This is a genomic window from Celeribacter neptunius, assembly GCF_900113955.1.
Lineage (GTDB): Bacteria > Pseudomonadota > Alphaproteobacteria > Rhodobacterales > Rhodobacteraceae > Celeribacter > Celeribacter neptunius.
In genome coordinates this window covers 78,056-102,752 of record NZ_FORH01000006.1, presented here as the reverse complement: position 1 = coordinate 102,752, position 24,697 = coordinate 78,056, and the positions used below count along the sequence as shown (strand labels likewise).

General features: G+C 60.9%; 22 protein-coding genes and 1 tRNA gene. 10 read left to right on the top strand and 13 right to left on the bottom strand.

What is annotated here, in order from left to right:
- The first annotated feature begins 39 nt into the window (after window positions 1–39).
- Window positions 40–801, top strand: coding sequence for an ABC transporter permease (locus tag BM151_RS14940; RefSeq protein WP_090061547.1), 762 nt, complete (start codon window positions 40–42; stop codon window positions 799–801).
- 6 nt (window positions 802–807) lie between these two features.
- Here the strand turns inward: BM151_RS14940 and BM151_RS14935 are convergent, their stop codons facing one another.
- The 4 genes from BM151_RS14935 to BM151_RS14920 form a co-directional block, all read right to left on the bottom strand.
- Window positions 808–3,033 (bottom strand): hybrid sensor histidine kinase/response regulator, encoded by a 2,226-nt coding sequence (locus BM151_RS14935; RefSeq protein ID WP_090061546.1) that lies wholly within the window; start codon window positions 3,031–3,033, stop codon window positions 808–810.
- Complete coding sequence (locus BM151_RS14930; RefSeq protein ID WP_090061545.1) at window positions 3,030–4,232, bottom strand: FIST N-terminal domain-containing protein; 1,203 nt, start codon at window positions 4,230–4,232, stop codon at window positions 3,030–3,032. The genes BM151_RS14935 and BM151_RS14930 overlap by 4 nt, the downstream gene beginning before the upstream one ends.
- A gap of 38 nt (window positions 4,233–4,270) precedes the next feature.
- A complete protein-coding gene (locus BM151_RS14925; RefSeq protein ID WP_090061544.1) occupies window positions 4,271–4,966 on the bottom strand; it encodes a response regulator transcription factor in 696 nt (231 codons plus the stop codon).
- Window positions 4,967–5,144: 178 nt separating this feature from the next.
- Window positions 5,145–6,731, bottom strand: a complete 1,587-nt coding sequence (locus tag BM151_RS14920; protein WP_090061543.1) for a gamma-glutamyltransferase family protein — start codon at window positions 6,729–6,731, stop codon at window positions 5,145–5,147.
- A gap of 426 nt (window positions 6,732–7,157) precedes the next feature.
- Here BM151_RS14920 and BM151_RS14915 point away from each other — a divergent pair.
- Window positions 7,158–7,234 (top strand) — tRNA-Arg (locus tag BM151_RS14915).
- Between the two features lie 395 nt (window positions 7,235–7,629).
- On the opposite strand, the gene BM151_RS21680 is transcribed toward BM151_RS14915, so the two are convergent.
- From BM151_RS21680 to BM151_RS14895, 5 genes are all read right to left on the bottom strand, one after another.
- Entirely contained in the window at window positions 7,630–7,791 is a 162-nt protein-coding gene (locus BM151_RS21680; protein WP_177213171.1) for a hypothetical protein, read from the bottom strand.
- Between the two features lie 63 nt (window positions 7,792–7,854).
- Window positions 7,855–8,073 (bottom strand): hypothetical protein, encoded by a 219-nt coding sequence (locus BM151_RS14910; RefSeq protein WP_090061542.1) that lies wholly within the window; start codon window positions 8,071–8,073, stop codon window positions 7,855–7,857.
- 56 nt (window positions 8,074–8,129) lie between these two features.
- On the bottom strand, window positions 8,130–8,336 hold the full coding sequence (locus BM151_RS14905) for a cold-shock protein (protein ID WP_090061541.1): 207 nt from the start codon (window positions 8,334–8,336) through the stop codon (window positions 8,130–8,132).
- 225 nt (window positions 8,337–8,561) lie between these two features.
- Window positions 8,562–9,314 carry a transglutaminase-like domain-containing protein gene (locus tag BM151_RS14900; protein WP_090061540.1) on the bottom strand — a complete coding sequence of 251 codons (753 nt, stop codon included), beginning with the start codon at window positions 9,312–9,314 and terminating at the stop codon, window positions 8,562–8,564.
- A 131-nt stretch (window positions 9,315–9,445) separates the two neighbouring features.
- Entirely contained in the window at window positions 9,446–9,640 is a 195-nt protein-coding gene (locus tag BM151_RS14895) for a hypothetical protein (RefSeq protein WP_090061539.1), read from the bottom strand.
- Between the two features lie 747 nt (window positions 9,641–10,387).
- Between BM151_RS14895 and BM151_RS14890 the strand changes: the two genes are divergently transcribed.
- The gene (locus BM151_RS14890; RefSeq protein WP_245781227.1) at window positions 10,388–10,651 is read left to right on the top strand and encodes a DUF982 domain-containing protein; all 264 of its coding nucleotides are present in this window, start codon (window positions 10,388–10,390) and stop codon (window positions 10,649–10,651) included.
- Between the two features lie 158 nt (window positions 10,652–10,809).
- On the opposite strand, the gene BM151_RS14885 is transcribed toward BM151_RS14890, so the two are convergent.
- The 4 genes from BM151_RS14885 to BM151_RS14870 all read right to left on the bottom strand — a co-directional run bounded on the left by BM151_RS14885 (window position 10,810) and on the right by BM151_RS14870 (window position 14,881).
- Window positions 10,810–11,961: a hypothetical protein gene (locus BM151_RS14885; protein ID WP_090061537.1), complete on the bottom strand. Its 1,152-nt coding sequence runs from the start codon at window positions 11,959–11,961 to the stop codon at window positions 10,810–10,812.
- A gap of 564 nt (window positions 11,962–12,525) precedes the next feature.
- Window positions 12,526–12,750 (bottom strand): helix-turn-helix transcriptional regulator, encoded by a 225-nt coding sequence (locus tag BM151_RS14880; protein ID WP_090061536.1) that lies wholly within the window; start codon window positions 12,748–12,750, stop codon window positions 12,526–12,528.
- Between the two features lie 104 nt (window positions 12,751–12,854).
- Entirely contained in the window at window positions 12,855–13,571 is a 717-nt protein-coding gene (locus BM151_RS14875) for a hypothetical protein (RefSeq protein ID WP_090061535.1), read from the bottom strand.
- Between the two features lie 122 nt (window positions 13,572–13,693).
- A complete protein-coding gene (locus BM151_RS14870) occupies window positions 13,694–14,881 on the bottom strand; it encodes a site-specific integrase (RefSeq protein ID WP_090061534.1) in 1,188 nt (395 codons plus the stop codon).
- Between the two features lie 733 nt (window positions 14,882–15,614).
- Here BM151_RS14870 and BM151_RS14865 point away from each other — a divergent pair.
- The 7 genes from BM151_RS14865 to BM151_RS14835 all read left to right on the top strand — a co-directional run bounded on the left by BM151_RS14865 (window position 15,615) and on the right by BM151_RS14835 (window position 24,689).
- A complete protein-coding gene (locus BM151_RS14865) occupies window positions 15,615–16,904 on the top strand; it encodes an aromatic ring-hydroxylating oxygenase subunit alpha (protein WP_090061533.1) in 1,290 nt (429 codons plus the stop codon).
- Window positions 16,901–17,995 (top strand): FAD-binding oxidoreductase, encoded by a 1,095-nt coding sequence (locus BM151_RS14860; protein WP_090061532.1) that lies wholly within the window; start codon window positions 16,901–16,903, stop codon window positions 17,993–17,995. Before BM151_RS14865 ends, BM151_RS14860 begins: the two co-directional genes overlap by 4 nt.
- Window positions 17,996–18,145: 150 nt before the next feature.
- A complete protein-coding gene (locus BM151_RS14855; protein WP_090061531.1) occupies window positions 18,146–19,399 on the top strand; it encodes a sarcosine oxidase subunit beta family protein in 1,254 nt (417 codons plus the stop codon).
- Window positions 19,400–19,412: 13 nt separating this feature from the next.
- Complete coding sequence (locus tag BM151_RS14850; RefSeq protein ID WP_090061530.1) at window positions 19,413–19,715, top strand: sarcosine oxidase subunit delta; 303 nt, start codon at window positions 19,413–19,415, stop codon at window positions 19,713–19,715.
- A complete protein-coding gene (locus tag BM151_RS14845; RefSeq protein ID WP_090061529.1) occupies window positions 19,712–22,702 on the top strand; it encodes a sarcosine oxidase subunit alpha in 2,991 nt (996 codons plus the stop codon). Before BM151_RS14850 ends, BM151_RS14845 begins: the two co-directional genes overlap by 4 nt.
- A 13-nt stretch (window positions 22,703–22,715) precedes the next feature.
- The gene (locus BM151_RS14840) at window positions 22,716–23,270 is read left to right on the top strand and encodes a sarcosine oxidase subunit gamma (protein ID WP_090061528.1); all 555 of its coding nucleotides are present in this window, start codon (window positions 22,716–22,718) and stop codon (window positions 23,268–23,270) included.
- 12 nt (window positions 23,271–23,282) lie between these two features.
- The gene (locus BM151_RS14835) at window positions 23,283–24,689 is read left to right on the top strand and encodes an L-serine ammonia-lyase (RefSeq protein ID WP_090061527.1); all 1,407 of its coding nucleotides are present in this window, start codon (window positions 23,283–23,285) and stop codon (window positions 24,687–24,689) included.
- The last annotated feature ends 8 nt before the right edge of the window (window positions 24,690–24,697 follow it).

Genomic DNA, 24,697 nt, shown 5'->3' with positions numbered 1-24,697 from the left:
TTAGTCTCTCGGCACGGCAAGACAGGTCGGGAGCAGGAGATGGCACGAGAGACCACAGGCACAGGTCCGATGACCGCTCTCTCTTTGGCGGCGCTGATCGGGCTTTGGGCACTGACCTCCTGGCTCAAGGCCGATCCGATGGTCCTGCCCTCGCCCATGCAGGTCTTTGCCGTGCTCACCGAGCTGATACGCTCGGGCGCGCTCTGGCCGGATATGCTGACAACGCTCACCCGCGTCACTGTCGCCTTTACACTGGCCATGGTGCTGGGATCGGCGCTCGGTATTGCGCTCGGGCTTTCCACGCGTCTCGACCACTTTCTCGGCACTTGGGTGACGATCTTTCTCAACCTGCCGGCGCTGGTGCTGATCGTGCTGTGCTACCTGTGGATCGGTCTCAACGAGACCGCCGCGATCACCGCAGTGACGCTCAACAAACTGGCACAGGTGACGGTGACCCTGCGCGACGGCACGCGGACGCGCGACATTCGGCTCACCGATATGGCGATGAGCTACGGCATGCCCGCGGGTGATCGGCTCCGCCATGTGATCCTGCCGCAGCTTGCGCCCTATTTCGCCATCGCCGGGCGCAACGGGCTGGCGATGATCTGGAAAGTCGTTCTGGTGGTCGAATTCCTGGGCCGTTCCTCCGGCATCGGCTTTCGCATCCACCTCTATTTCCAGAATTTCGAGACCGCGCATGTGCTGGCCTATGCGCTCAGTTTCATCATGGTGATGCTGATGATCGAATGGACGATGATCCAGCCCTGGGAACGCGCTGCGGGACGCTGGCGCCCGGCCTGAGGAGGCTCAGTCCCTTGGCGACGGCGGAGCCGAAACGAAAGCTTCGAGATCGCGGGGCGCGATGGGTTTGTAGAGCATCTTGATCATCGCCAGCTTGGCCGCCTGCGCCACATCAGGCGAGCGGTTGGCGGTCACCAAACGGGTCGGCACCCGGCCATGGATCGCGCGGAAGTTCTCGATGAACCGAATGCCATCCATGCCCTCTCCGAGTTGGTAATCGACCAGCATCAGATCAGGCGAGACCTCGAGCTCTTCAAGCAGATCGAGCGCCTCTTCGCCATTCTCAGCCGAGATCACCATCAGCGACCATTTCTCCAGCAAAAGGGTCATGGCGCGGCGCACATCGGCATCGTTTTCCACCAACAGGACAATCAGCCCCGAGAGCGGACGGTCGACCGGTTCGGCATGGGCGAAACTGCCCGGCTGCTTGGCGATCCAGGCACGCGCCAGCGGCAGATCGATGCCGAAGACCGTGCCGCGACCGAGCCGGCTGTCGAGATGGATCGGATGCCCCAGTTGCGCACAGGCGCGATCGACAATGGCCAGTCCCAGCCCCATGCCGACAGAGGCCGAGGCAGAAGTGCCCAAGCGGTGAAATTCCTGAAAGATCGACTGTTGCTCGATCTCGGGAATGCCGGGGCCGGTGTCCCAGACTTCGATCCTGATCCGGCCCGATCCCTTGCGTCGCGCGCCGACCAATACCCGTCCGCGATCGGTATAGCGAATGGCATTGGAAATCAGGTTCTGCAGAATGCGCCTGAGGTAGGTCGGATCGCTTTCCACCACCTGATCGGTGCCAATGACTCGCAGATCGAGCCCTTTTGCGGCGGCGGCCGGCGTGTATTCATCCCGGAGCTGGGCCAGGAGCGGCCCCAGCGGCACCGGCATGATGTCGAGCGCCGAACGCCCGGATTCGAGCTTGGAAATATCGAGCAGGGCCGAGAGGATATTCTCGACACTGGCGAGCGCGTTTTGCGCCTTGGACAGGATGCCCCGGGTCTCTTCGCTTTCGACGCCATCCTCGGCAGAGGCGACAAACAGCTTGGCCGCAGACAACGGCTGCAGCAGGTCGTGACTGGCGGCGGCGACAAAACGCGAGCGCGCGGCATTGGCGCGTTCGGCCTTTGACAAAGCATCCTCGAGATCGAGCGTGCGCGACATCACCCGCGCTTCGAGCGTTTCATTGGTACGCGTCAACTCTTCCATGGCCTGACGTTCCGCCGTCACATCGGTGACCGACATCACAAAGCCCCCGTCCGGCAGATCCTCCGCCGAGACCACCAGCCGGCGCCCGTCCTCGCGTCCCATTTCAAAGGTAATCGGCGCCCGGGGCGGCACGCCGAAGACCCAGGTGGACAGTTCCTCCGGCGTCATGCTGCCGGACATCGACCAGGCGCCTTGCACCCGCGCATAGATGATCTCGAAACCGGTGCCTGCCTGCACCTGCGACATCGGCAGGCCGAGCAGGTAGCCGAGCCGCTGATTGACACCTGCGAGCCGCCGTTCCCTGTCGAAGATGCAGACCCCGACCGAGATATGTTCGAGTGTGGCGCGGATCATCTGCGCCTGATCGTCGAGCATGCGCCCCCGGGTTTCACGCTCCGTCAGCACCAGGTCGGTCACATCGGTCTGCAGGATCACGGTGCCATCATCGGCGGTGCGGTGTTCGGAAATCTGGATCCAGCGGTCGCCGCGCACATGCACGTTGAACACCACATGGCGGTCGCGATGCCGCTCCATCCGCCGCGCCGCCCAGGCATAGGCCGTATCGGTGTCGCTCAGGTCGAGATGCGGTGAGGCCCCCGCCAGTTCGGCATATTGGGCAAAGCTCATCCCCTCTTTCAACCCGTCGCGCACATCCGGCAGAAAGGTCGAAAAGCGCGAATTGAACAGGACCAGGCAATCGTTGTGATCGAAGAGCGCAAAGCCTTCGCGCACCGTCTCGATCGCATTGGCGAGGTTGCGCCGCGCCAGTTCCAGTTCCCTGTTGGCATCGGCGAGACAGCCATTCGACACGTTCAGAAGATCGAGCGCATATTCGAGATCCGCAGTGCGCTGCCGGACCTGTTCCTCGAGCATGGCCGCGCGCTGGAACTGCGCATAGGCGGCGCCATGCTCGTTCGAGCGATGCTCGACCTGACGCATCAGCACATCGACGATCTTGAGCAGCTTTTCGCGCGACCGCTCCGGGCTGTCTGCCGGGTTCAGCAGGTTTTCGGCAATCTCGCTCATGTCACAGGCACCATGTCGGCCGGGAGGGGCTCGCGATCGAAATCGCTGCCGGGCGGATAGATGGCGACCCCGGTGAAGGTCTGATTGACATGAATCGAGCCGATCTGTTCGCCATAGGTGGAAAAGCCGCGCACATTATGCGCCCTGAGCAGTTCGGACACGTCGCCTTTGCGTTGCCGGTGCTCGGCTTCCACGCGTCGAAAGATGCAATCGCACGCCAGGACGATTTCCGGCGCGGAATGCGCCGCCAACCCCCCCAGTGCACCGTGCAGATGCGACACGATATCCTGCGGTTCGGCCAGGGTCAGGACCAGCCCTTCGTCGATCGCGGCAAAGAAATGCATGCTGCCATCCGCTTCTGCCGATTTGATCGCCCGGACATGATGCCGCCCGCCGACACGCACCACGACGGGGTTCTCGGCAAAGACACTGTCGTTGAGATCGGCAACATCACAGCCGATCTGGCGGGCATATTCGACACTGGCCGGCTCACCGTTGATCTCGGTCACGATCCGGGCATTGGGTTCCGCCCCGGTCACCACCATGCGCTTTTCCGAAGCTTGCAAGTGATCATATGAAAACACCTTAACAGGGCAATCCGTGCGGAAAAATGTCAAAATAGCAGCATTCTCGATGATGTCGCGCCCGTTCAGGATCAGGGTTTTCTCGAACCGCGCACCGTCCGCGGCAGAACCGCCGAACAGCGGCACAGGACCGAGCCCCGAGGCCAATGCCGCAGTCAATTCATCCTCGCGTTCCGAGAGCCCGTCGACCAGCAGCATGGCAAATTCATAGGGAAATTGCGGATAGCGCTGCGACAGGATTTGCCGGGCCCGCACCAGCCCACCCATCAGATCATTCGGAACACAGTTTTTCAGATCGGAGACCATCAGCGTCTCGACCCCGAAATGTTCGACCGGAAAGGCGACAGCGACGATCTTGCCCTCGTCATAGCCGATCGAGGTCAACTCACCCGCGGTCGAGCAGCCCATGACCCGCCCCCAGGGAATCTCGGCCTTGAGCTGGCGTGAAAAGGACGCGAGATCGGTCTCCGGCGAAAAGAAGATCAGCACGATGGAAAACGGCCCCGGCCCCAGGGCCTTGACCAGTTTACGCACCGCTTCCGGGTCCTGTATGTCGACTTCTGCCTGCCGCACGAGCGGCATCGCCGACACGAATGTCGCGCCTCGGTTTTGCATGATGTTTCTCCGTCCCTGCCTTGCAGGGTGGCCGAAACTCAGTCTTCGGGCAAGAGGCTGTTGAAATTCGCCTCCTGCGCGATCAGCACCGCCTGGGTCCGGCTCTGTACCCCAAGCTTGCGCATGATCGCGGTGACATGCGCCTTGACCGTGGTCTCGGCAATCGACAGCTCATAGGCGATTTGCTTGTTCATCTGGCCTTCGCAGATCAGCTGCAGAATGCGGGCCTGTTGCCGGGTCAGGTGCGACAGACGAATGAGCGCATCCTCGCGCGGGCTCATCGGCATGTTCGGATCGGCCTCGGCGAGCGCCGCCTCAGGGGCATAGACCTCGCCGCCTGCAATCACCGTGAAGGCTTTACTGAAAGTCTCGCGGGTCGAATGTTTCGGCACGAAACCGGCGGCACCGACACGAATGGCGCAACGGATCACCCGCGGCTCGGCCATCGAGGACACGATGACGACCGGGGTCTGCGGGCATTGCTTGGTCAGCCGCACCAACCCGTCGAGCCCGTTCACATCCGGCAGGTTGAGATCGAGCAGGATCACATCCGGCAGCGGCCCGGCTTCGAGCCGGCTCAGCGCCTCTTCCAGCGTCCCGGCGGTCTCGACCGTCTCGATCCCCACGCCCGCCCGCAAGGTCATGGAGAGCGCATCGCAAAACAGCGGGTGGTCATCGACGATGAGCGCACGTCCCAGGGCGCCTGCAACTTGGATGGGGGCTTTGTCGTTCATATACCGGACCACTGTTCTTATTCTATGCGTAGACCAACCCTAGCAAAGCACGGCAGGATGAAACATTGCCTAAAGGTCTATGTTTGCGCCGGACATCCCCTGCGACAGGGTCATGTCAGAATAGCGCATTCATCGCCGATCGTCGCCTGTTCTGTTCACCCGCGCCCGAGCAACACGATCAATAGCAAAGCGCTGCGCCGTCGGCGCGGGGGTCGGTTGCGGCTTCTAAAAGCCCGCCGGGGTGGCGCAGCACGGCGCCGGCGTGGCCGGCCAGATCGGAGAAGGGCGCGATCAGCTCGACCTCGTGGCCGGCGGCCTTGAGCGCGTCGACCAGCGCCGGGTCGAACCGGTCTTCGAGCTTCAGCGACGTTGCCGCGTCGCCCCAGGTCCGGCCCAGAAGCCAGCGCGGCGCGGTGACGGCCGCTTGCAGGTCCATGCCGAATTGCACGTAGCGGCTGAACACGGCGGATTGGGTCTGCGGCTGGCCCTCGCCGCCCATGGTGCCATAGGCCAGCACACGACCGTCCTTGAGCTCGGCCAGGGCCGGATTGAGCGTGTGGAACGGGCGTTTGCCGGGGGTCAGTTGATTGGGACCCGGGGCGAGCGAGAACCCGGCGCCGCGGTTCTGGAAATAGACCCCGGTCTCGGGACAGGTGAGCCCCGAACCGAATTCCCAATAGACGCTCTGGATGAAGCTCACCACCGTGCCCTCGGCATCGGCGGCGCCCATCCAGATCGTGTCGCCTTCTCGCGGCTCATAGGGCCACTCCAAGGCTTTTTCCCGATCGATCTTGGCGGCCATCGCATCGAGCCGGTCGGCGTCGAGCCAGCTTTGGGCAGGTTCCGCCATGCTGCGCGGATCGCCAAGCCCGGCGTTGCGCTGGAGGAAGGCCTGTTTCGTCGCTTCCACCAACCCGTGGAGATGCTCGAAACTCTCACCCTCCTTGACGCCCAGCCGGTCGAACAGGCCGAGGATCATCAGCGAGGCGACGCCCTGGGTCGGGGCCACCATGTTGTAGAGCCTGCCGTGCGAGGTCTCCACCGAGAGCGGTGTGACGAACTCGGCTTCGCAGGCCGCAAAGTCAGCGAGGCGCAGCGGGCTCCCCGCCGCTTCCAGGGTGCGGGCATGGGCCTCGGCGATCGGACCCTCGTAGAAGCTTTTGAGCCCGTTTTCGACCAGCTTGTCGAGGGTCCGGGCCAGAGCCGGCTGGCGCAGGAGATACCCCGGCGGCGGGACTTCTCCGTCGATCAGAAACTGATCGGCAAAGCCCGGAACCTCCTTGAGCCCGTCGAGTTTCTCGGCGGTGGTGCGCGACTGGTTGCCGGTCACCGCGATGCCGCTTTGGGCATAGTCAATCGCCGATCCCAGAAGCCGCACCAAAGGCAGACGCCGCCCCATAGGCACCAGTGACAGTGCCTTGTCCCAGCCGCGGATCGTGCAGGGCGCGGTCAGCGCCGCCGCCCCGCCGCGGGTCGGCAGGACCTCGGCATGGCCGCGCTCGGCATACCACTCCGGCGTCGCCAGTCCGGCGGCCTGACCACAGGCGGAGATGCCCAGCGGCGCTTCGCCCGGGCGGTGGATGATCCAGAACCCGTCGCCGCCGATGCCGTTCATATGCGGATAGGTCACCGCGATGGTGGCGGCGGCGGCGACCATCGCCTCGATTGCCGTGCCGCCAGCGTCGAGGATCTCCTGCCCGGCCAGGGCCGCGGCGCGATGCGGGGCCGAGATTGCCCCCTTATATCCAAGTGCAGAATATAACATATTTTACCGTCCAATCAGCTCGGGCTTCGAAAGGGTCAGCCCCGATAACAACACGAACCCGATACACGACGGACCATGCAGGTCAGGCTCCGCGAGAATACGCACCAGAAAACAGCGTCACAAAAGTCTCTTTCATATGTTTGCAGGCTTCCCCCGGGTCAGGGCAAGTGTTTTGCGCAAAGACAGCGCCACAACGCGGAGCATCGCCGAAAACGGCAGAGCACTCCTCGGGGGCGGCGGCCCCATCGTCACGCTGCGGCCGTGCCAGATCAGGCAAGCCCGAGCAGAGACGGTTGCGCGCGGGACACGTTTTGCTTGAAACCAGCTCGGAGCATGGCTAGAGAGTTTGGCGCATGCGACGGGCGAATGTCCGATTGTCGACCTGCCAGCCTCGGGCATCGCATCCATGGTCCCGAGCCCAAGTGCGGTCCCTTAGCTCAACTGGATAGAGCAGCTGACTTCTAATCAGCAGGTTTGGGGTTCGAGTCCTCAAGGGATCGCCAACTTTAACAACAAAATCAACATGATAATTGATTTTTGAATATTCTCGTTTGTTCTAGTTTTAAATCGGGAAGCAATAAGGAAGCACGGGAAGAGGTTTTAAAGGCGTTGCTTAGAAGCAACTGCCGAGCCGCGTGGCGGTGCTTTTGGGCGGTTAGCCGCCATTCGCCGCACAGCAAACAAACGACCACATCCACAACGAAGCGAGAAACGTAGATAATTTAAAGCACAGCATTCCATGAAACGGGGTTTGTAAAAGCAAAGCGGCAGAGACTATGCTCTGCCGCTTCACCTTCCGGTGGCGCATCAACGAATGCTGATCGGCTCTATTGGAGCCTGATCGCGATCAGTTGGTCCACCGAAAACGCCATCTTCCATAGGTCATAGAGGGATGACGTTATTCTTGGACGTTTTGCGGCAAGGCTTGCCGTGTGTCCAAAGTCTTTTCCGCCGCAAGGCGCTCAAAGAAATGATGCCAACCGAGGTCGGATTTCTTCTTCTTTTGAGTAATGGTCATCATCGCAGGGGTCCCACCTGCGGGGGTCTTTTTGAGTGTCATGTTTGGCCCTTCATCGTATTCCGAAAATATCCCGGAATTTCATCTCGAGCCCATGAAATCGGCTCAAATGTTTTTCTTGTCGGAGGCAGGCGGACCGTCAGGCGCGTCCCTACCTGCATCGCGTGCCAATCGTGCCGCCTTCAGGCTGGCCGTCAGGTCTGCGCGGCGGTTGGCTTCTGTTTCGACAATCTCGCGCGCCGCAGCCGCAGTTCGGTCATGCGCCGTAGCAGGCTTCGCGGTGGTTTGGCGAAACAGGGCAGCGGCTTTGTCTTTATTGGACATGAGCCCTCCTTGGTTGTGAGACCCGGCGATGACCGCCGGGTCTGGAACCGGTCAAATCAGGCGAGTGCCAGATTGATCGCGGATTCGCGCCCGTCACGTCCGGCTTCGACGTCGAAGGTGACCGATTGACCGTCATCCAGTTGCGCGATACCGCCGCGTTCCATCGCCGAAATATGGACGAAAATATCGCGCCCACCGGATTCCGGTGCGATGAAGCCGAAGCCTTTAGTTTGGTTGAACCATTTCACAGTGCCATTGGCCATTGTGATGTCTCCTTGAGTATTTTGCAGCCCACGTGAATGCGGTTGCCCGGCTCAGTCAGATCGAAGCGGCAGACTGGAACCGATAAAGGAGACAGGATGCAGATGGAAAAAACGTTGCACTACCCGTGTACAGGACGAGCCCCGCAATAGCAAAGAAAAAGGGATCGACCGGCTGATAGCACCGGCGCGGAATGCCGCTGTTGACGCCTTGCTGCCGGGCAGATGTCACGCGATCCGATCGCTCCAGACTTCGAAGCCTGTCAGAAGGGTTTTGCCGAAAGAATGGATCAATGGCACATCCGCGGCATCGCGCCCCTGTGCCACCAGAACACGGCCGATGCGCGGCGTGTTATTGCGCGGATCGAACACCCACCAACGCCCGTCCAGCCAGACCTCCATCCAGGCGGCAAAGTCTCCGGGCGGGTAAGGGGGAGGCGTCCCGATGTCACCGAGATAACCGGTGCAATAGCGCGCGGGAATGTTCATGCAGCGGCAAAAGGTGATCGCCAGATGCGCGTAATCGCGGCACACGCCCTGTGCCTCCTGATTGGCTTGCATCGCGCTGCGCGTAGACTGTGCTGCTAGGTAGTCGAAGCGGATTTGACCGTGAACGTAATTACAGATTGCTTGCACCCGTGCGTGTCCGGGAGGTGTGTGTTGAAACAATTTCCACGCCTTATCCGATAGAGTATCGGTTTCGCAATACCGGCTTCCCAGAAGATAGACGAGCACCTCATTCGGGAGATTTTCGACCGGGGTTTGTACGCCGGTACTCGGGCGGGCGTCGGGCAAACCATTGTCTGCGATGATCGTCTGCGTCTCGATCGTGAAATTCCCTTGAGGAGCGACGATACGTGTACACCAGTTGCCAAATCTGTCCCGATAACCGCTCATGGGAACACGGGGCGTGGTGATAATATGATCTGGATATTCCAAGTCACTGACGCGAGAAAAATGCACATTCAGCAGGGCAATCATCGGCGTGGGCTGTGGCAGGTCAAATTTGAACCGGCAGCCAAGTTTGATCCGAAGCTCAGTTTGGGTCGTGATGCGGCTACTGTGCCCTGTCACCGAACATCCATGATCCCGCAAGAATTCCCCCGATCTTGTCATAATTTTCGACCGTGGCGCGACCAGGCCTTGCGCAGTTCCGCCCCGATAGGGGCATAGGACGCATCGAAAATCGAGCGACGCGGTTTCGGCGCCTCGCCAGTGGTCGGCTTGGTGGCCTTGATCTGGGGCTTTTGTGTGATGGGTGTTTTTTCGGCGTCGGTTTCGGTACTGTGACCAATGTGTTTTGTCATTTTGAGTGTCCTTTCCGGGAGCAACTTATGAATGCGGAAAAGACGCCACAGACATGTGGCAGCCTCCTCGGGATCGGCAACTTGGGACCAGTTCGTTTGGTGTGTCGTCCGGATACGAGGAGAAACTGGGGGCATATTGCGCACCGCAGCGATGGTGCGGGTCGTCGCCCGCCTGTGAGAATTTCCTTGTAACCTCAATAGATATGGGGGATCGCGCACCGCATTACCAGTGAAATGACATGCGAGCGGCGCAACTTGTCCCCTAAGTCACCGTGGGATGGCAAGACGCGGCCCCGCTTGCCCGAGTTTCAGAAAATAATAGTGATTGTTTTCCATAGCTAAGGCGGGTTTCGAGACTTTCTCAGAAAAATGCCTCGTATTTCGGCGGCAGAGCGCCTATTTCTATCACATACGTCTGACCTGTGGCACATACCCTCAATCGCCAGCAGATGTGCGCTGTCTCTCATCAAACCGAGCGAGACAGACGACGTGATTGATCGATCAATCGCAAAATTTATCACCTGACCAGAACGATGGGTCCGCAGCACGGTGCAATAATCCCGTGCTACGCAGGTGCATGGTGGAGACATTCCCCTGCGCCGCGCCCACGTTCGGTCATTTCTCTTGAGTTCATCTGAACCAAGTCACCCATAAGGGCGGATGCCGTTGGCCGCATGCCACGAGCTGCCCGAAACCGCGATCCCGTCTCCACGGCCACGCGGTTTGTATCCGAGAAAGAAAAAGATCTTGATAGAAATTTACTGGGGCACCCCCCTGTCGCTCGTCACTTCACCCGAGGGCGACGTGCAGAAATTCGGCACCATCGAAAAAGCGCGCCACTGGCTTCACCGTAAATGGCCCGTGTCAGACGACGCGCGGCAACGCGCACTGGAGACAATTGAAGCGGCAATGGATTGCATGACCCCTGTCGGCGAGGCGCGCAAAGCGTTTATGATGGCCGCGAAAACCGCAGGTTTCGTGCCTGTGGTGGCAACGCAGACAGTCGCATAGTCAGGTTATTCCTCAGATGTCTGCTTTCGGCTGCCCCCGGACATTTGCTGCTCAATGCGTGAGTGTCAGGTTGGGCCGATTGCACCAGTTTTAGGAGTTCTCGCCCCAAGGCGGGCATTATTTGCCCGCCGAATGTATAACGTGTGATTTGTGGTCACTCACCCGACAAACCGATACCTCTCCTTGGCCTTGCTGAGCTTGTTGGCGGCGCGCTCGGGGTCGGCTTGGATTTCCATCCGCAACCGCTCGCCCATGTCCTGCATGTAGCCCTGTAGATCGTCGTTCTCGACGCCTTCAAGGGCCGCTAGGGTGGTGCAATTGCCCAAGGTGAGGGCGAGGATCATTTTGATCTGATCGGCCTTGTGCACCTCCTTCACGGCGCTGGCGCCCACATGGCTGCGCATCTCGGTCAGGTCTTCGTCCGCGTCCACCTTGGCTATGTCCCAAATCTCATGGTTCGGCCAGCGGGCGCGGTTGCTGTCCGTCGGGTCGGGTTCGCAATAGCGGATTTTCTCAAAGGCTTCCGCGATCACGTCGCCGAATTTGGCGTCGAAATCCTCCCAAGTGGTGATGCCCCATCGGTCTTTCATGATCCGCTTGCCTGCCCGCACCTCAACGCGCCAAATCCGGCTCTCCGAGCGGTCTTTCGGGTCCAGAGGGGGCAAGCCCTCGGCTTTACGGGTCTCGTTCCACAGTTCCCACCAGATCGGCTTGCGCTTGTCGGTGACTTCGAGCCGCTTGTCATAGATCGTCACCTGCCGCCCCGGCATTTTGCCAACGGTGACGGAGGTGAACCGCCCGGATTTACCATTGCTCAGCCTGTGATCCTCCGGGGTCAGGTGATCGGCGCGGTTCGAGTGGCTGTGAATCACAAAATTCTCCGGCGTCAACTCAAACTCCGGGGCCAGAATATCGACGCAAAAGTCGGTGCGCCCAATGCTGACCTGACGCGGGCCATAGCGCACGCCCAGCCGTTCCAGCGTGTTAGCGATGTGGGTCCGGACATAGCCCAGCCCTCGGGTGGCGAGCATGAGCGAGCCGACGACAATGCGGATGCCCCAAGGGTCGCGGGCATTGGGCTTCTTGAAGAACCACGTGACCGGCAGAGGCCCGCTTTGCAGGATAAAGCGATAGCCCTGCACGCCATGGGGCAGCAGGTCAAATTCCGCCCCGCCATAGCTCACAGCGCGGCTCTCGCGGGCGTCCTCGGCCTCTTCGCGGATCGGGTCGAGATATTCGAACAGCTCGGGCGGAATATTGGCCTCAATCGACAATTCCAGACGGTCAAAGCCACGGTGAAGGATGTTCATTGTTTTACTCTTTCTCTTTGGCGGACGGTATTTCCAGAGGGGGGTGCTACAATCACCCCCCTCATTCGGCCGATGCCGCGCGCCTTGGTTGGGGATGTTCAGGGAAGTGCGGGCGCTGGCGCGCCCTTTAATGGTGCCTCCGGCGGGGCAGCGATTGTTTTGGGGCCGGGCTGAACGCCCGGCGCTCCAATCAGATGTTTGCGGCAAGCTGCTTTTGGGTTCCGGTTTTGGGCCGTTTCGGGGCTTTTGGGGGGTTTCGGCGGTTCTTTTTGCCGGAGGTTGGGGTTTTTGGGCCATTGGCCTTTTTGGTTTTTTTGGGGGGGGTTCGGTTGGCGGGATTGGAGCCGTTCTTTTTTCCGGTTGTTGGGGTTGTTCGGGCGGTTTTTGACCTTTTAGGGGGTTTGTTTGGCCTTGTTGTTTTCTTTTTTTTGCCGTGTTTTTTGGGTGGGGGGCGGGTGTATAGAGGGGGCGCGGTGTGGCTGTGTTGCCCCGCGCCCCTAGAGCCATCCGGCCCCAAAATCCCGCTCGTTGCTGCCAACTCCGAACGGGCAAAACTCTATTTTGTTAGGAAGGTGCGCAGGTCGTGTTGGCGACGCGCTTGGCGCTGATCCAGTCTTGCAGGTCGCGGCGCGTGTAGCGCACGGAGCGGCCCGAGACCTTGATGAACAGAGGCCCGCCCCCGCGCACGCGCCAGTTCTGCAAGGCGCGCACGGAATAGCACAGGTAGCTGGCCGCTTCTTTCTCGTCGATCAGGCGGTCGTAGTAGTCAGGATCAGGTTGTGTTTGCATGTTGCCCTCGCTGCATGTCGTTGCGTTGAGGTCTTTATGCAGCGTATTGCGAATCGCTTCTAATGGCGGAAATGGACGCGTTTTGCGCCATTAACGCCATCGCCTTATTTTCTTAGATTAAACGCGCGTCTGGCCGTGTCCCCGAGCACATGGCTGGTCGGGTTTTCGTGCCCGTACATCGACCAGAAAACGAGGTGCAGCAGATCGAAGAACGGGCCCTGATAGACTTGAGCGTCATCAATCCCGTTCCAATCGTCGAAGCGATAGCCCGTCATCGGCTCCTGCCCGGTGTATTTTTTGAAAACGTATCCGAGTTCTTTGATCGTGTCGGAAAGGGTCTCGTTCTGTTTGGGTTTGCCTTTGGGCTTGTCGTGAACGCGCTTCGCCTCGTCGAGAATATCCGAGAAGGTCGCGAGTCGATCTATCAGGAGATGGATGTGATAGCCGCCGAAGCTCAGGCCTTCGTAGTCTTCCGGTAGGGTCTCTTCGAAATCTTCCGGCTCGATACCGGTGCTGGCGGCGTCAATTTCCCAAACGATATGGTCGTGCATCTCGTCCAGCTGATCTTGCAGGCCGGCAATCGTCTTTTCGAGCTTGCGATAGATCGGCGTTCGCGTCTTGGCGTCGAGTGACACCTTTTGATCCGGGCCGGGGGAATAGAAGCTCATGGCCTCAGACATATCGACCTCGAAGGTGGCGGGGCAGTCTCCCTCAACACCGAGTGTCCGCCATGCTTTCGCAAGGTCCAGACGCGCGAAGGCTGCGGCGCGCTCTGCGATACGTTTGCGTCCGGTCTCGGAGAGGTGAATGTCGTCGTCCATTGGTTTTTCTCTGGCTGCTCGCGATACGTTCGATACGTAACGCAACCGGCAGCGAAATACCCGCCCGTATCGTAGCGATACGTTACGTTAGGAATGAGATGGGGAAACGCCCGATACGTAACCTATCGAACCACACGCAACGCGGGGCCGTCGCGGGTGTCCCTGCTACGTACCGCACGGGCAAGACGCGCGGCGACAGACCCGGCAGCTTTTTGAACCGCGTCATCGGCAAGGTGCGCATAGCGCAAAGTTGTCGTCAGGTTTTTGTGGCCCAGAATCTCTTTCAGCGTGAACGGGTCGATCCCGTCTTTCATCGCGACGGACGCATAGGTATGCCGCAGGTCGTGAATACGCACGTCATTCAAACCGGCCCGTTCCCGGATGCGTCGCCATGGGCGTTCCAAATCGGTGATATGCCCGTCCTCGGTCAAGCCCAAGATCACATAGGGATTTCCATCCCGGCGCGGCAGTTGCATCAGAATGTCGTAGGCTTCACGCGGCAGCGGAATACGCCGCCGTCCCGTCTTGCTGTCCGGCAGGTCCAGATGGGTGTAGTTCACATAGTCCCATTTGAGTTCCGCAATCTCATTGCGGCGACAGCCGGTCAGCATCAGGAGCATGAAGGCCGAGACCACATGAATGGTCTCGCTGCCCTCCTCCAAAACCTCTTCGAAGGCGACGCCCAAACGGTATTGCTCCTCCTCGGAAAGATAGCGTTTCTTTTCCTCCTCGCGATATTTCTTGATCCGGCGGGTCGGGTTGGTGCCTTCGTCGCGCAGGCCCCAATCTTCTGCCGTATTGAACATCTTGGACAGGACCATCAGCGTCCGGTTCGCGTGGTAAGGTGTGTTCCTCATATCGAAGTGCAGAGCGGCCACATCGGCGCGCTTCACGTCTTCGATCAGATAGGACCCGAGGCGCGGCTGAACATGATTGCGAATGATCGTGCGGTAGCTGCGCACGGTGGAGGGTTTGCAATGCTGTTCGGCATATTCCTCTAGGAAACGGTCGCAGAGCGCCGCCATGGTCGGAGCATGGCGCACACGCCGTTTGTCCTCGGCGGGATCGGCACCTTGCGCAATGTGCCCGAGGTGACGCATGGCGAGTTTGCGGGCCTCATCTGTGGTCAGCGGCCCATGTTGACCGAGTGTCATCCGCCGGGAACGTTTGCCGACGCGGTACTGAATGACATAGGTTTTCTTGCCCGTCGGATAGACACGAACCCCGAAACCACGCACCTCGCTATCCCATTCGAAATAGCTTTGCGGTCTCGTCTCCAACCCTTCAATCGCGCGCTTTGTCAGTTTCATTTTACTGTCTCCTCAAACCATCGGCGCGAAATCGGGAAGCTATAAGGAAGCAAAATGCGCCGAAACATGGCGTTATCTCTGCGGCATGAGCGCAAAGACAGTCAATGTAAGTTTTTGTTTTAACTATATTTTTGTCAGTGTGGCGTAGTTGAGAGAAATCGGGAGAAACCGCCTGAGCCGAGCTTCTAATCAGCAGGTTTGGGGTTCGAGTCCTCAAGGGATCGCCAATTGGCAGCCATATGCAGCAGTCGCGCATAATTCGCCTCACCGTTACTCAAACCCCTGCCGGTTTCGCCCATTTTCAGGGCGCAAAACAAATCGGGAAAATCCCCTGAGGCTTGTGACGCATTTGTACCGGATTTTTGACTTATCCCTTCTGTCAACCGGCGGGCATTCGATCAAAATCGCCTGATCGTTTTCCAAGAACCCGCTGTGGAGAATTGGGCGCGATGAGTTTTTATGATACCTCGAAGAACAGCCTGAGCGCTGTCATGAACAGGGAGGATAGTATGCCCCTCACATCGCTTCATGCCACCTGTGCTGCGTGGGTTTCTTCCAGCGCCCCGGAGCGCTATGCTGTATCTTAAGGAACGGACAGGCCGGGCCTGATGGCCCGCGCCCCGAACAGATTGACCACCTGAAATCCTCATGTTCGGCCCCATGACACAGCACGTCGAACCGAACATGTGTCTCATAACTGCCAAGCCAGACCCATCAGCTGAGGTATCCACTCATGGCTAACACTCTCAATATCCAAGAACTGGTTGATCGCCGCGAAGCTTACAAAAGCCTCGAAGCGCCGTTTTACACCTCTCAGGAGGTGCTCGATCTCGATCTCGAGGTGATTTTCAAAAATCACTGGATCTTTGCCGCGGTCGAGCCGGAACTGCCGGAGCCGGGCGATTGCATCACCGTCGAAATCGGCAATGTCTCCGTCCTGCTGCTGCGTGGCGACGACGAGGAGATTCGCGGGTTCCACAATGTCTGTCGTCACCGGGGCGCCAAGCTCATCGACGAGAAATCCACCACGATCGGCAATATCGTCTGCCGCTACCACGGCTGGACCTACAATGAGGATGGCGAACTGATCCTCGCCGAGCATATGGGCAAGGATTTCGACAAATCCTGTCACAACCTGCGCACCGTGCATGTCCGCTCGATCGCCGGCCTGATCTTCATCTGCCTGGCGGAAGAGCCGCCTGCGGATTTCGACGAGATGGCCACGACGATGGCAAAATACATCGCGCCGCATGACATCGCCAACACCAAGGTGGCCTTCCAGTCGGAACTGATCGAGGAAGGCAACTGGAAGCTGACGCTCGAAAACAACCGCGAGTGCTACCATTGCGAGGGCAACCACCCGCAGCTCACCGTGCCGCTGTCCGAATTCGGTTTCGGCTTTTCCCCGGACGAGCTCGACGAGCGCCGGTCCGAGGATGTCGCGAAATACGCCAAGGATATCGAGGAGAACCACGCCCGCTGGGAAGCCTGCGGCCTGCCCTCCGCCGAGGAAGAGCACCTTGCCGATGTCACCGGCTACCGCACCATGCGCTTGCCGCTGATGTGGGAGGGCGAAAGCCACACGGTCGACACGAAAGTCGCCTGCAAGAAGCTTCTGGGCAATTTCTCCCGCGAGACCACCGGCGCAAAGCTCGGCGGGCTGAGCTTCTGGACCCACCCGAATTCCTGGCATCACTTCATGTCCGATCACATCGTGACCTTCTCCGTGTTGCCGCTGTCCCCGGGCCGCACCCTCGTGCGCACCACCTGGCTGGTCAACAAGGATGCGATCGAGGGCGAGGATTACAACCTCGAGAATCTCACTCAGGTCTGGACCCACACCAACCAGCAGGACGCCGATCTGGTGCGTCTGGCACAGTTGGGCGCCGAAATGCCGGGCTATCAGCCGGGTCCGTATTCCCCCTATACCGAACCGCATGTTGAATCCTTTGCGGCCTGGTATATCGAACGTCTGAAGTCTCACTTTGCCGGGGACAAAAAGGTACAGGTGGCAGCCGAATGACCACGCCTTCCAATGAAAAACTGACCGAAGCGACAGGGGTCCCGCCGTGGGACCCCGAAGTCGATGATACGCTTGTCTGTCGTCATGTGCGGCAGGAAACCCATGACGTGAAGACCTTTGTCTTCTCGGCGCGCGAACCGCGCGACTTCCGGTTCTACCCGGGTCAGCACATGACCTTTGAGCTGCCGGTCGATGGCATGGTCATGCGCAGCTACACGATCTCCGCCTCGGCGGCGCGCCCCTACCGGATCGAGATCACGGTGAAACGCGTGCCGGGCGGGCCGGGTTCCAACTGGCTGCATGACAACATGTTGCCGGGCAAAGAGATCAACGTGGCCGGCCCGAGCGGCGACTTCACCACCGACGCCAATGCGGAAGAGAAGCTGCTGTTCATCTCGGCAGGCAGCGGCATCACGCCGTTGATGTCGATGACCCGGACCGCCTGTGACCTTTCGGAACCGCACGACCTGCATTTCATCCATGCCGCGCGCACCCCGTCGGACATCATCTTCCGCAAGGAGCTCGAGCTTCTGGCGAGCCGCACCCCGGCGCTGCGCCTCGGTTTCACCGTCGACACCGTATCCGCCAGCCACAGCTGGAGCGGCTATGTCGGCCGTCTCAACCTGCAGATGCTGGCAATGATGACGCCGGATTTCAAGGATCGCAAAGTCTTCTGCTGTGGCCCGGCGCGCTTCATGGAAGGCGTGCGGGACATGCTCAAGGATGCCGGGTTCGACATGAACCAGTATTATGAGGAGAGCTTTGATTTCGGGGCGGAAACCGCCGGCACCATCGAGGAGCCAACAGCGGCGCCCGAGATCAGCGGCGAGACCTTCCGCGTCTCCTTCCCGAAGACCGGCCATGTGGTCGAGGTCAGCCCCGGCATGACCATCCTGACGGCGGCGAAAGAGGCCGGTCTCATGCCCATGTCGTCCTGCCAGCGCGGCATTTGCGGCACCTGCAAATCGAAGCTCCTGTCCGGCGAGGTCGACATGCAGCATGGCGGCGGCATTCGCAAACGCGAGATCGATCAGGGCAAGATCCTGATCTGTTGCTCGACGCCAATGAGCGATGTCGAGGTCGAGCTCTAACCGCAGAAACATGCCATGCCCCGCAGCCGATGCGACGCGTCACAAAAATGACGCAGACTTTCACGGGGCATGGCGCAAAAGTCCGATAAAACCCGGGGCGAATGACGCAATCATCGCCTATCCCCACTCCCGGAGAGAAAGTCCCCACGGATGACCCGCTTCAACGCCCTCAACCTCGTCAAGAACGCCCTCACCGGGCACAAGAACTGGACCGAGCAATGGCCGGACAGCCAGCCGAAAGCCGAATACGATGTCATCATCGTCGGCGCCGGCGGCCACGGGCTGGGCGCGGCCTATTACCTGGCCAAGGAACATGGCATCACCAATATCGCGGTGATCGACAAGGGCTGGCTCGGCGGTGGCAACACCGGACGCAACACCACGATCATCCGCTCGAACTACCTCTACGACGAATCTGCGCGGCTGTTCGACCATTCGGTGGATCTGTGGCAGGGGCTGAGCCAGGAGCTGAACTACAACGTCATGTACTCGAACCGCGGCTGCTTGATGCTGGCGCATACCGTGCATGACGTGCAGAGCTTCAAACGTCACGTCCACGCCAATCGTCTCAACGGCGTCGACAACCGCTGGCTCTCCGCGGAAGAGTGCAAGGAATACTGCCCGCCGATCAATATTTCCAAGGATGCCCGCTACCCGGTGATGGGCGGCGCGCTGCAGGAACGTGCCGGCACGGCGCGCCACGATGCGGTGGCCTGGGGCTATGCCCGTGGCGCCGCAGAACGTGGCGTCGACATCATTCAGAACTGCGCCGTGCAGGCGATCCGTCGCGGCCCGGACGGGGCGGTGATCGGCGTCGACACCGACAAGGGCTTTATCAAGGCCAAGAAAATCGGGGTGTCCGCCTCTGGTCACAACTCCATGGTGATGGCCACCGCCGATGTGCGCCTGCCCCTGGAAAGCATGCCGTTGCAGGCGCTGGTCTCCGAGCCGGTGAAACCGATCTTCCCCTGCGTGGTGATGTCCAACGCCGTGCATGCCTATTGCAGCCAGTCCGACAAGGGCGAGCTGGTGATCGGCTCCGGCACGGATCAGTATATCTCCTATTCCCAGCGCGGCGGGTTGCCCCTGATCGAGCACACGATCGCGGCGATTTCCGAGGTCTTCCCGATCTTCAACCGCATGCGCATGCTGCGCAAATGGGCCGGCATCACCGACAACACACCGGACCGCTCGCCGATCATCGGCAAGACCCCGGTCCCGAACCTCTATGTCAACTGCGGCTGGGGCACCGGCGGCTTCAAGGCCACGCCCGGCTCGGCCCATGTCTTTGCGCATACGATCGCGAAAGACGAACCGCACCCGATCAACGCGCCGTTCAGCTTGGATCGGTTCCGCACCGGACGGTTGATCGACGAAGCGGCCGCCGCCGCCGTGGCCCACTAAGGAGGCGCATCAGATGCTTTTGATCCATTGCCCCTATTGCGACGAGACCCTGCCGGAGCTGGAATTCACCTATGCCGGCGAGGCGCATATCGATCGCCCGGAAAACCCGTCGGAGCAGAGCGACGCGGAATGGGAGAGCTTTCTCTTCCTGCGTGAAAACGTGAAAGGCCCGCATTTCGAACGCTGGCGCCATTTCCATGGCTGCGGTCGCTATTTCAACGCGGTGCGCAACACCATCACCGACAAGTTCTACATCACCTATAAGGCGGGCGAAGCCCGCCCCGATCTCTCCGCACTCCTGGAGGACGAGAAATGAGCAAATTCCGCCTGCGTGGAAAGGGCCGCGTCGATGCGTCCCAACCCGTCGTTTTCACCTTTGACGGCAAACCCTATACCGGGGTGAAAGGCGACACCGTCGCCTCCGCGCTCCTGTCGCATGGGGTGCATCTGATGGGGCGCTCGTTCAAATATCACCGTCCGCGGGGCGCCATCGCCGCCGGCTCCGAAGAGCCCAATGCGCTCATCGGCACCCGCCGCGGTCCGGGCCGGTTCGAGCCCAACACCCGCGCCACGGTGCAAGAGATCTGGAACGGGCTGGACGCCAGCTCGCAAAACAAGTTCCCGAGCCTGAAATTCGACGTCGGCGCCGTCAATGACGCCGCCTATATGCTGTTTTCCGCCGGGTTCTATTACAAGACCTTCATGTGGCCGCGTTCGTTCTGGGACAAGGTCTATGAGCCGTTCATCCGCGCCGCCGCCGGTCTTGGCGTCTCGCCGACCGAGGAAGATCCCGACACCTATGCCTCGCGCAACCTGCATTGCGATCTGCTGATCGTCGGCGCCGGTCCGACGGGGATCGCCGCCGCACGCGAAGCCGCGGGCAAGGGGCTCTCGGTGGTGCTGGTCGATGAAAACCCGGAGATGGGCGGTACGCTGCTGTCGGAACCGCAGGCCCATATCAACGGCAAAGCCGCCTGGGACTGGCTCGCAGACGAATTGGCCGCACTCAAGGAGGCGGGTGTCAAGCTAATGACCCGTACCACCGCGATCGGCTATTACCATCAGAACCTGATCGGCATGGTCGAGAAACTCACCGACCACCTGGCCGAACTGCCCGCCGACACACCGCGCGAACGGATGTGGCGGGTGCGCGCGAAACAGGTGCTGCTGGCCCAGGGCGCGCTGGAAAAACCGCTGGTGTTCCACGGCAACGACCGTCCGGGCGTGATGCTCGCCGGGTCGGCCCAGACCTATCTCAACCGCTATGGCGTGAAGGTCGGTGACAGCCCGATGGTGATCACCTCGCATGACAGCGCCTGGTACGCCGCCTTCGATCTGCACGATGCCGGCGCCCGGGTTCAGGCCATCGTCGACACCCGCGCCTCCGTGCGCGAGAATCTGCAGGCCGAGGCCCGCAATCGCGGCATCCCGGTGAAGCTCAACCACACGGTCACCGCCACCGGCGGACGGCTGCGCGTCAACAATGTCCGCATCAACCCGATGGACGGCAGCCGCGTCGGCCATGGCCAGTGGATCAAATGCGACTGCCTGCTCATGTCGGGCGGCTGGACGCCGTCGCTGCACCTGTTCTCGCACACCAAGGGCAAGCTCACCTGGGACGACGACATGACCACCTTCCTGCCGGATCAGACCCCGGAGGATTGCGTCATCGCCGGCGCCAGCCGTGGGCTCTGGGGCCTCGAAGCCGCGCTCGAGGATGGGTCCGCCAAGGCCAGAGAAGTGCTCGCCGCTCTGGGGACGGAGGCCGAGATCAGCGAGTACACCGTCGCCAACGACCGCCCCGGCACGGGCGTCACCATGCGCGAGTTGCCGACCGATCGTAGCGCCGGCAAGGCCAAGGCTTTCGTCGACTACCAGAACGACGTGACCGCCAAGGACCTGCGTCTCGCGGTGCGCGAGGGCATGCGTTCGATCGAACATGTCAAACGCTACACCACCAACGGCATGGCCACCGACCAGGGCAAGATGTCCAACATCAACGGTTTGAACATCGCCGCCGATGCGCTTGGCAAACGCCAGCCAGAGGTCGGTCTGACCACCTTCCGCCCGCCCTATACGCCGACCACGTTCGGCGCCTTCGCGGGCTATCACCGGGGCGATCATTTCGAAGTCACCCGCAAGACCCAGATCGACAGCTGGGCCGAGGCACGCGGCGCGGTGTTCGAACCCGTGGGCCAATGGCGCCGGGCGCGCTATTTCCCGCAAGCCGGCGAAGACATGGACGCGGCGGTGACGCGCGAATGCGCCGCGACGCGGAAATCCGTGGGCATCTTTGATGCCTCCACTCTGGGCAAGATCGAAGTGGTCGGCCCCGATGCCGCCGAATTCGTCAACCGGATGTACACCAACCCGTTCCTGAAACTGGCGCCGGGAAAATGCCGCTACGGGCTTTTGCTGGGCGATGACGGGTTCATCCGCGACGATGGCGTGATCGCGCGTGTCGGTGAGGACCGGTTCCACGTCACCACCACCACCGGCGGGGCTGCGCGGGTCCTGACCATGATGGAGGATTATCTCCAGACCGAATGGCCCGATCTCAATGTCTGGCTGACCTCGACGACGGAGCAATATTCCACCATCGCCTTGAACGGTCCGAATGCCGCCAAGCTGCTTCAGCCCTTCGTCAAGGATTTCGCCCTGACCGAAGAGAACTTCCCGCATATGTCCTGCGTCGATGTCGAGGTTGCCGGCTACCCTGCCCGCCTGTGGCGCGTGAGCTTCACCGGTGAGATCGGCTTCGAAATCAACGTTGCCGCGCCTCACGGTCGCGATCTTTGGGAAAAATTGTGGGAGGCGGGTCAGCCATATGACATCACCCCCTATGGCACCGAGACCATGCACGTGCTGCGCGCCGAAAAGGGCTATATCATCGTCGGTCAGGACACCGACGGCACGGTCACGCCCCATGACGCCGGCATGAGCTGGGCCGTGGGCAAGAAGAAAGCCGATTTCGTCGGCATGCGCGGGTTGGCGCGCCCGGACCTCACCGATCCGAACCGCAAACAGCTGGTCGGTTTGATTTCGGAAGACAAATCCAAGCTCGAAGAAGGGGCACAGATCGTCTTTGATCCGAAACAGCCGATCCCGATGACCATGCGTGGCCATGTCACCTCGTCTTATGATCAGGGCACCACCGGGCAACCGATCGCGCTGGCGCTGGTCGAGGGCGGTCATGCGAAAATGGGCGAGACGGTCTATATTCCGATGGAAGACCGCACCATCGCCGCCAAGATCACCGGGACCGTGTTTCTCGACCCCGAAAACACCCGTCTGAAAATCTAAAAGGAGGTCCGCCATGTCGATCGCAATTTCTTCCCTGACGCCCTCCACCATTGCCGAGACCTCGGCCGCGAAGGTGGTAAGCCTGCCCATGCAGGGCCGGTTGTCGCTGCGCGCCCGTGACGGGCTCGACAAACTCGGCGCCGCTCTTGGCCTGAGCCTGCCGCAGAAAATCGGTCAATGCGCCCGTGCGGACGGGATCGAGGCGGTGTGCCTCGGCCCCGACGAATGGACGCTCCTGTTGCCGCTGGATCAGGTCGCGACCGTGACCGAAGCCCTCGCCGCACTGATGCCCGAGCTGCCGCATGCGCTGACCGATATTTCCGGTCGTGAAGTGACCTTCCGCATCGAGGGCACGCGCGCCGCCGAGCTTCTGACCATCGGCTGTGCCCGCGATCTCTCCGGGGTCGCCCCGGGTGAAGCCCGCCGGACCCTGTTCGATGTCGCCACGGTCGTGCTTTGGCACGATGGCGAAAACGCCTTCCGCATGGATGTCTGGAACAGCTTCGCCCCCTTCATCGCGCAAACGCTCGAGGTGGGGTGCAAGGAACTCGCCGCCGAAGCCGCATAAGCGAAGGCCGCCATGTTCCTCTCCGTTTTCGACGTTTTCAAAATCGGCATCGGCCCCTCATCGTCGCATACGATGGGGCCGATGATCGCCGCCGCACGGTTCGTCCGTGAGCTTCGGGAGGGCAAGGGCAAATACCCCGGCTGTGGCCCGCTTTACGGTCTGACGGCGACGCTCTACGGCTCGCTGGCCTTCACCGGCAAGGGCCATGCCACCGATCGGGCGGTCATTTTGGGTCTTTGCGGCGAGCTGCCCGACACGCTCGATCTCGACGCCGCAGCTGCGATTGAACAATCGGTCTATGACGACAGGGAAATCCGCCTCGACGGCCTGCCGGTGCTGCATTTCGATCCGAAAACCGATCTGATCTTCGACTACGGTCCGGCGCTCGAAGGCCATGCCAACGGCATGATCCTGCGCGCCCATGACAAGGACGGCAATATCTATTACGCCCAGACCTATTACTCGGTCGGCGGCGGCTTCATCATGACGGATCATGAGCTGGAAGAGGCGCATAGCGGCAGCTCGCTGCATGAAGAAAAAGAAGCGCTGCATTTCCCCTATCCGTTCGGCACGGCCAAAGAGATGCTGGACATGGGGGTGAGCGCGGGCAAGTCGATCGCCGAGATGAAACGCGCCAACGAGCGCAAGGTGCATGGACATGAGCTGGAGACCAAGCTCGACCGGGTGATCGCCACGATGGACGAGTGCATCGACCGCGGCCTGGCCCAGGACGGCATCCTGCCCGGCGGGCTCAAGGTCAAACGTCGCGCCAAGTCGATCCACGAGTCGCTCAAGGCCGAACAGGGGCTCAACATCACGGCACCCCATGTCGCCAATGACTGGATGAGCGTCTATGCCATGGCGGTGAACGAGGAAAACGCTGCCGGCGGGCGCGTCGTCACCTCGCCGACCAATGGCGCTGCGGGCGTGGTGCCCGCCGTGATGCGCTACTACCGACACCATTGCCAGGGCGCGACGGATGCGAAGCTGCGCGATTTTCTACTGGTCGCCGCCGCCATCGGCGGGCTGATCAAGCATAACGCCTCGATCTCGGGCGCCGAGGTCGGCTGTCAGGGGGAGGTCGGATCGGCCGCCGCCATGGCCGCCGGCGCGCTCTGTGCCGTAATGGGCGGGACCAATGAACAGGTGGAAAATGCCGCCGAAATCGCGCTCGAGCATCATCTCGGCATGACCTGCGACCCGGCCGCCGGGCTGGTGCAGGTGCCCTGTATCGAACGCAATGCCCTGGGCGCGATCAAGGCGGTCTCCGCCGCGTCGCTGTCGCTCAGAGGCGACGGCAGCCATTTCATGCCGCTGGACAATTGCATTCAGGTGATGCTCGAGACCGGGCAGGACATGAATCTCAAGTACAAGGAAACCTCCACCGGCGGCATCGCGGTCAACCTGCCCGAGTGCTGACTGCTGGG

Coding starts and splice junctions, on each gene's coding strand:
- BM151_RS14940 (WP_090061547.1), top strand. CDS start 40: ATGGCACGAGAGACCACAGGCACAGGTCCGATGACCGCTCTCTCTTTG.
- BM151_RS14935 (WP_090061546.1), bottom strand. CDS start 3,033: ATGAGCGAGATTGCCGAAAACCTGCTGAACCCGGCAGACAGCCCGGAG.
- BM151_RS14930 (WP_090061545.1), bottom strand. CDS start 4,232: ATGCAAAACCGAGGCGCGACATTCGTGTCGGCGATGCCGCTCGTGCGG.
- BM151_RS14925 (WP_090061544.1), bottom strand. CDS start 4,966: ATGAACGACAAAGCCCCCATCCAAGTTGCAGGCGCCCTGGGACGTGCG.
- BM151_RS14920 (WP_090061543.1), bottom strand. CDS start 6,731: ATGTTATATTCTGCACTTGGATATAAGGGGGCAATCTCGGCCCCGCAT.
- BM151_RS21680 (WP_177213171.1), bottom strand. CDS start 7,791: ATGACACTCAAAAAGACCCCCGCAGGTGGGACCCCTGCGATGATGACC.
- BM151_RS14910 (WP_090061542.1), bottom strand. CDS start 8,073: ATGTCCAATAAAGACAAAGCCGCTGCCCTGTTTCGCCAAACCACCGCG.
- BM151_RS14905 (WP_090061541.1), bottom strand. CDS start 8,336: ATGGCCAATGGCACTGTGAAATGGTTCAACCAAACTAAAGGCTTCGGC.
- BM151_RS14900 (WP_090061540.1), bottom strand. CDS start 9,314: ATGATTGCCCTGCTGAATGTGCATTTTTCTCGCGTCAGTGACTTGGAA.
- BM151_RS14895 (WP_090061539.1), bottom strand. CDS start 9,640: ATGACAAAACACATTGGTCACAGTACCGAAACCGACGCCGAAAAAACA.
- BM151_RS14885 (WP_090061537.1), bottom strand. CDS start 11,961: ATGAACATCCTTCACCGTGGCTTTGACCGTCTGGAATTGTCGATTGAG.
- BM151_RS14880 (WP_090061536.1), bottom strand. CDS start 12,750: ATGCAAACACAACCTGATCCTGACTACTACGACCGCCTGATCGACGAG.
- BM151_RS14875 (WP_090061535.1), bottom strand. CDS start 13,571: ATGGACGACGACATTCACCTCTCCGAGACCGGACGCAAACGTATCGCA.
- BM151_RS14870 (WP_090061534.1), bottom strand. CDS start 14,881: ATGAAACTGACAAAGCGCGCGATTGAAGGGTTGGAGACGAGACCGCAA.
- BM151_RS14865 (WP_090061533.1), top strand. CDS start 15,615: ATGGCTAACACTCTCAATATCCAAGAACTGGTTGATCGCCGCGAAGCT.
- BM151_RS14860 (WP_090061532.1), top strand. CDS start 16,901: ATGACCACGCCTTCCAATGAAAAACTGACCGAAGCGACAGGGGTCCCG.
- BM151_RS14855 (WP_090061531.1), top strand. CDS start 18,146: ATGACCCGCTTCAACGCCCTCAACCTCGTCAAGAACGCCCTCACCGGG.
- BM151_RS14850 (WP_090061530.1), top strand. CDS start 19,413: ATGCTTTTGATCCATTGCCCCTATTGCGACGAGACCCTGCCGGAGCTG.
- BM151_RS14845 (WP_090061529.1), top strand. CDS start 19,712: ATGAGCAAATTCCGCCTGCGTGGAAAGGGCCGCGTCGATGCGTCCCAA.
- BM151_RS14840 (WP_090061528.1), top strand. CDS start 22,716: ATGTCGATCGCAATTTCTTCCCTGACGCCCTCCACCATTGCCGAGACC.
- BM151_RS14835 (WP_090061527.1), top strand. CDS start 23,283: ATGTTCCTCTCCGTTTTCGACGTTTTCAAAATCGGCATCGGCCCCTCA.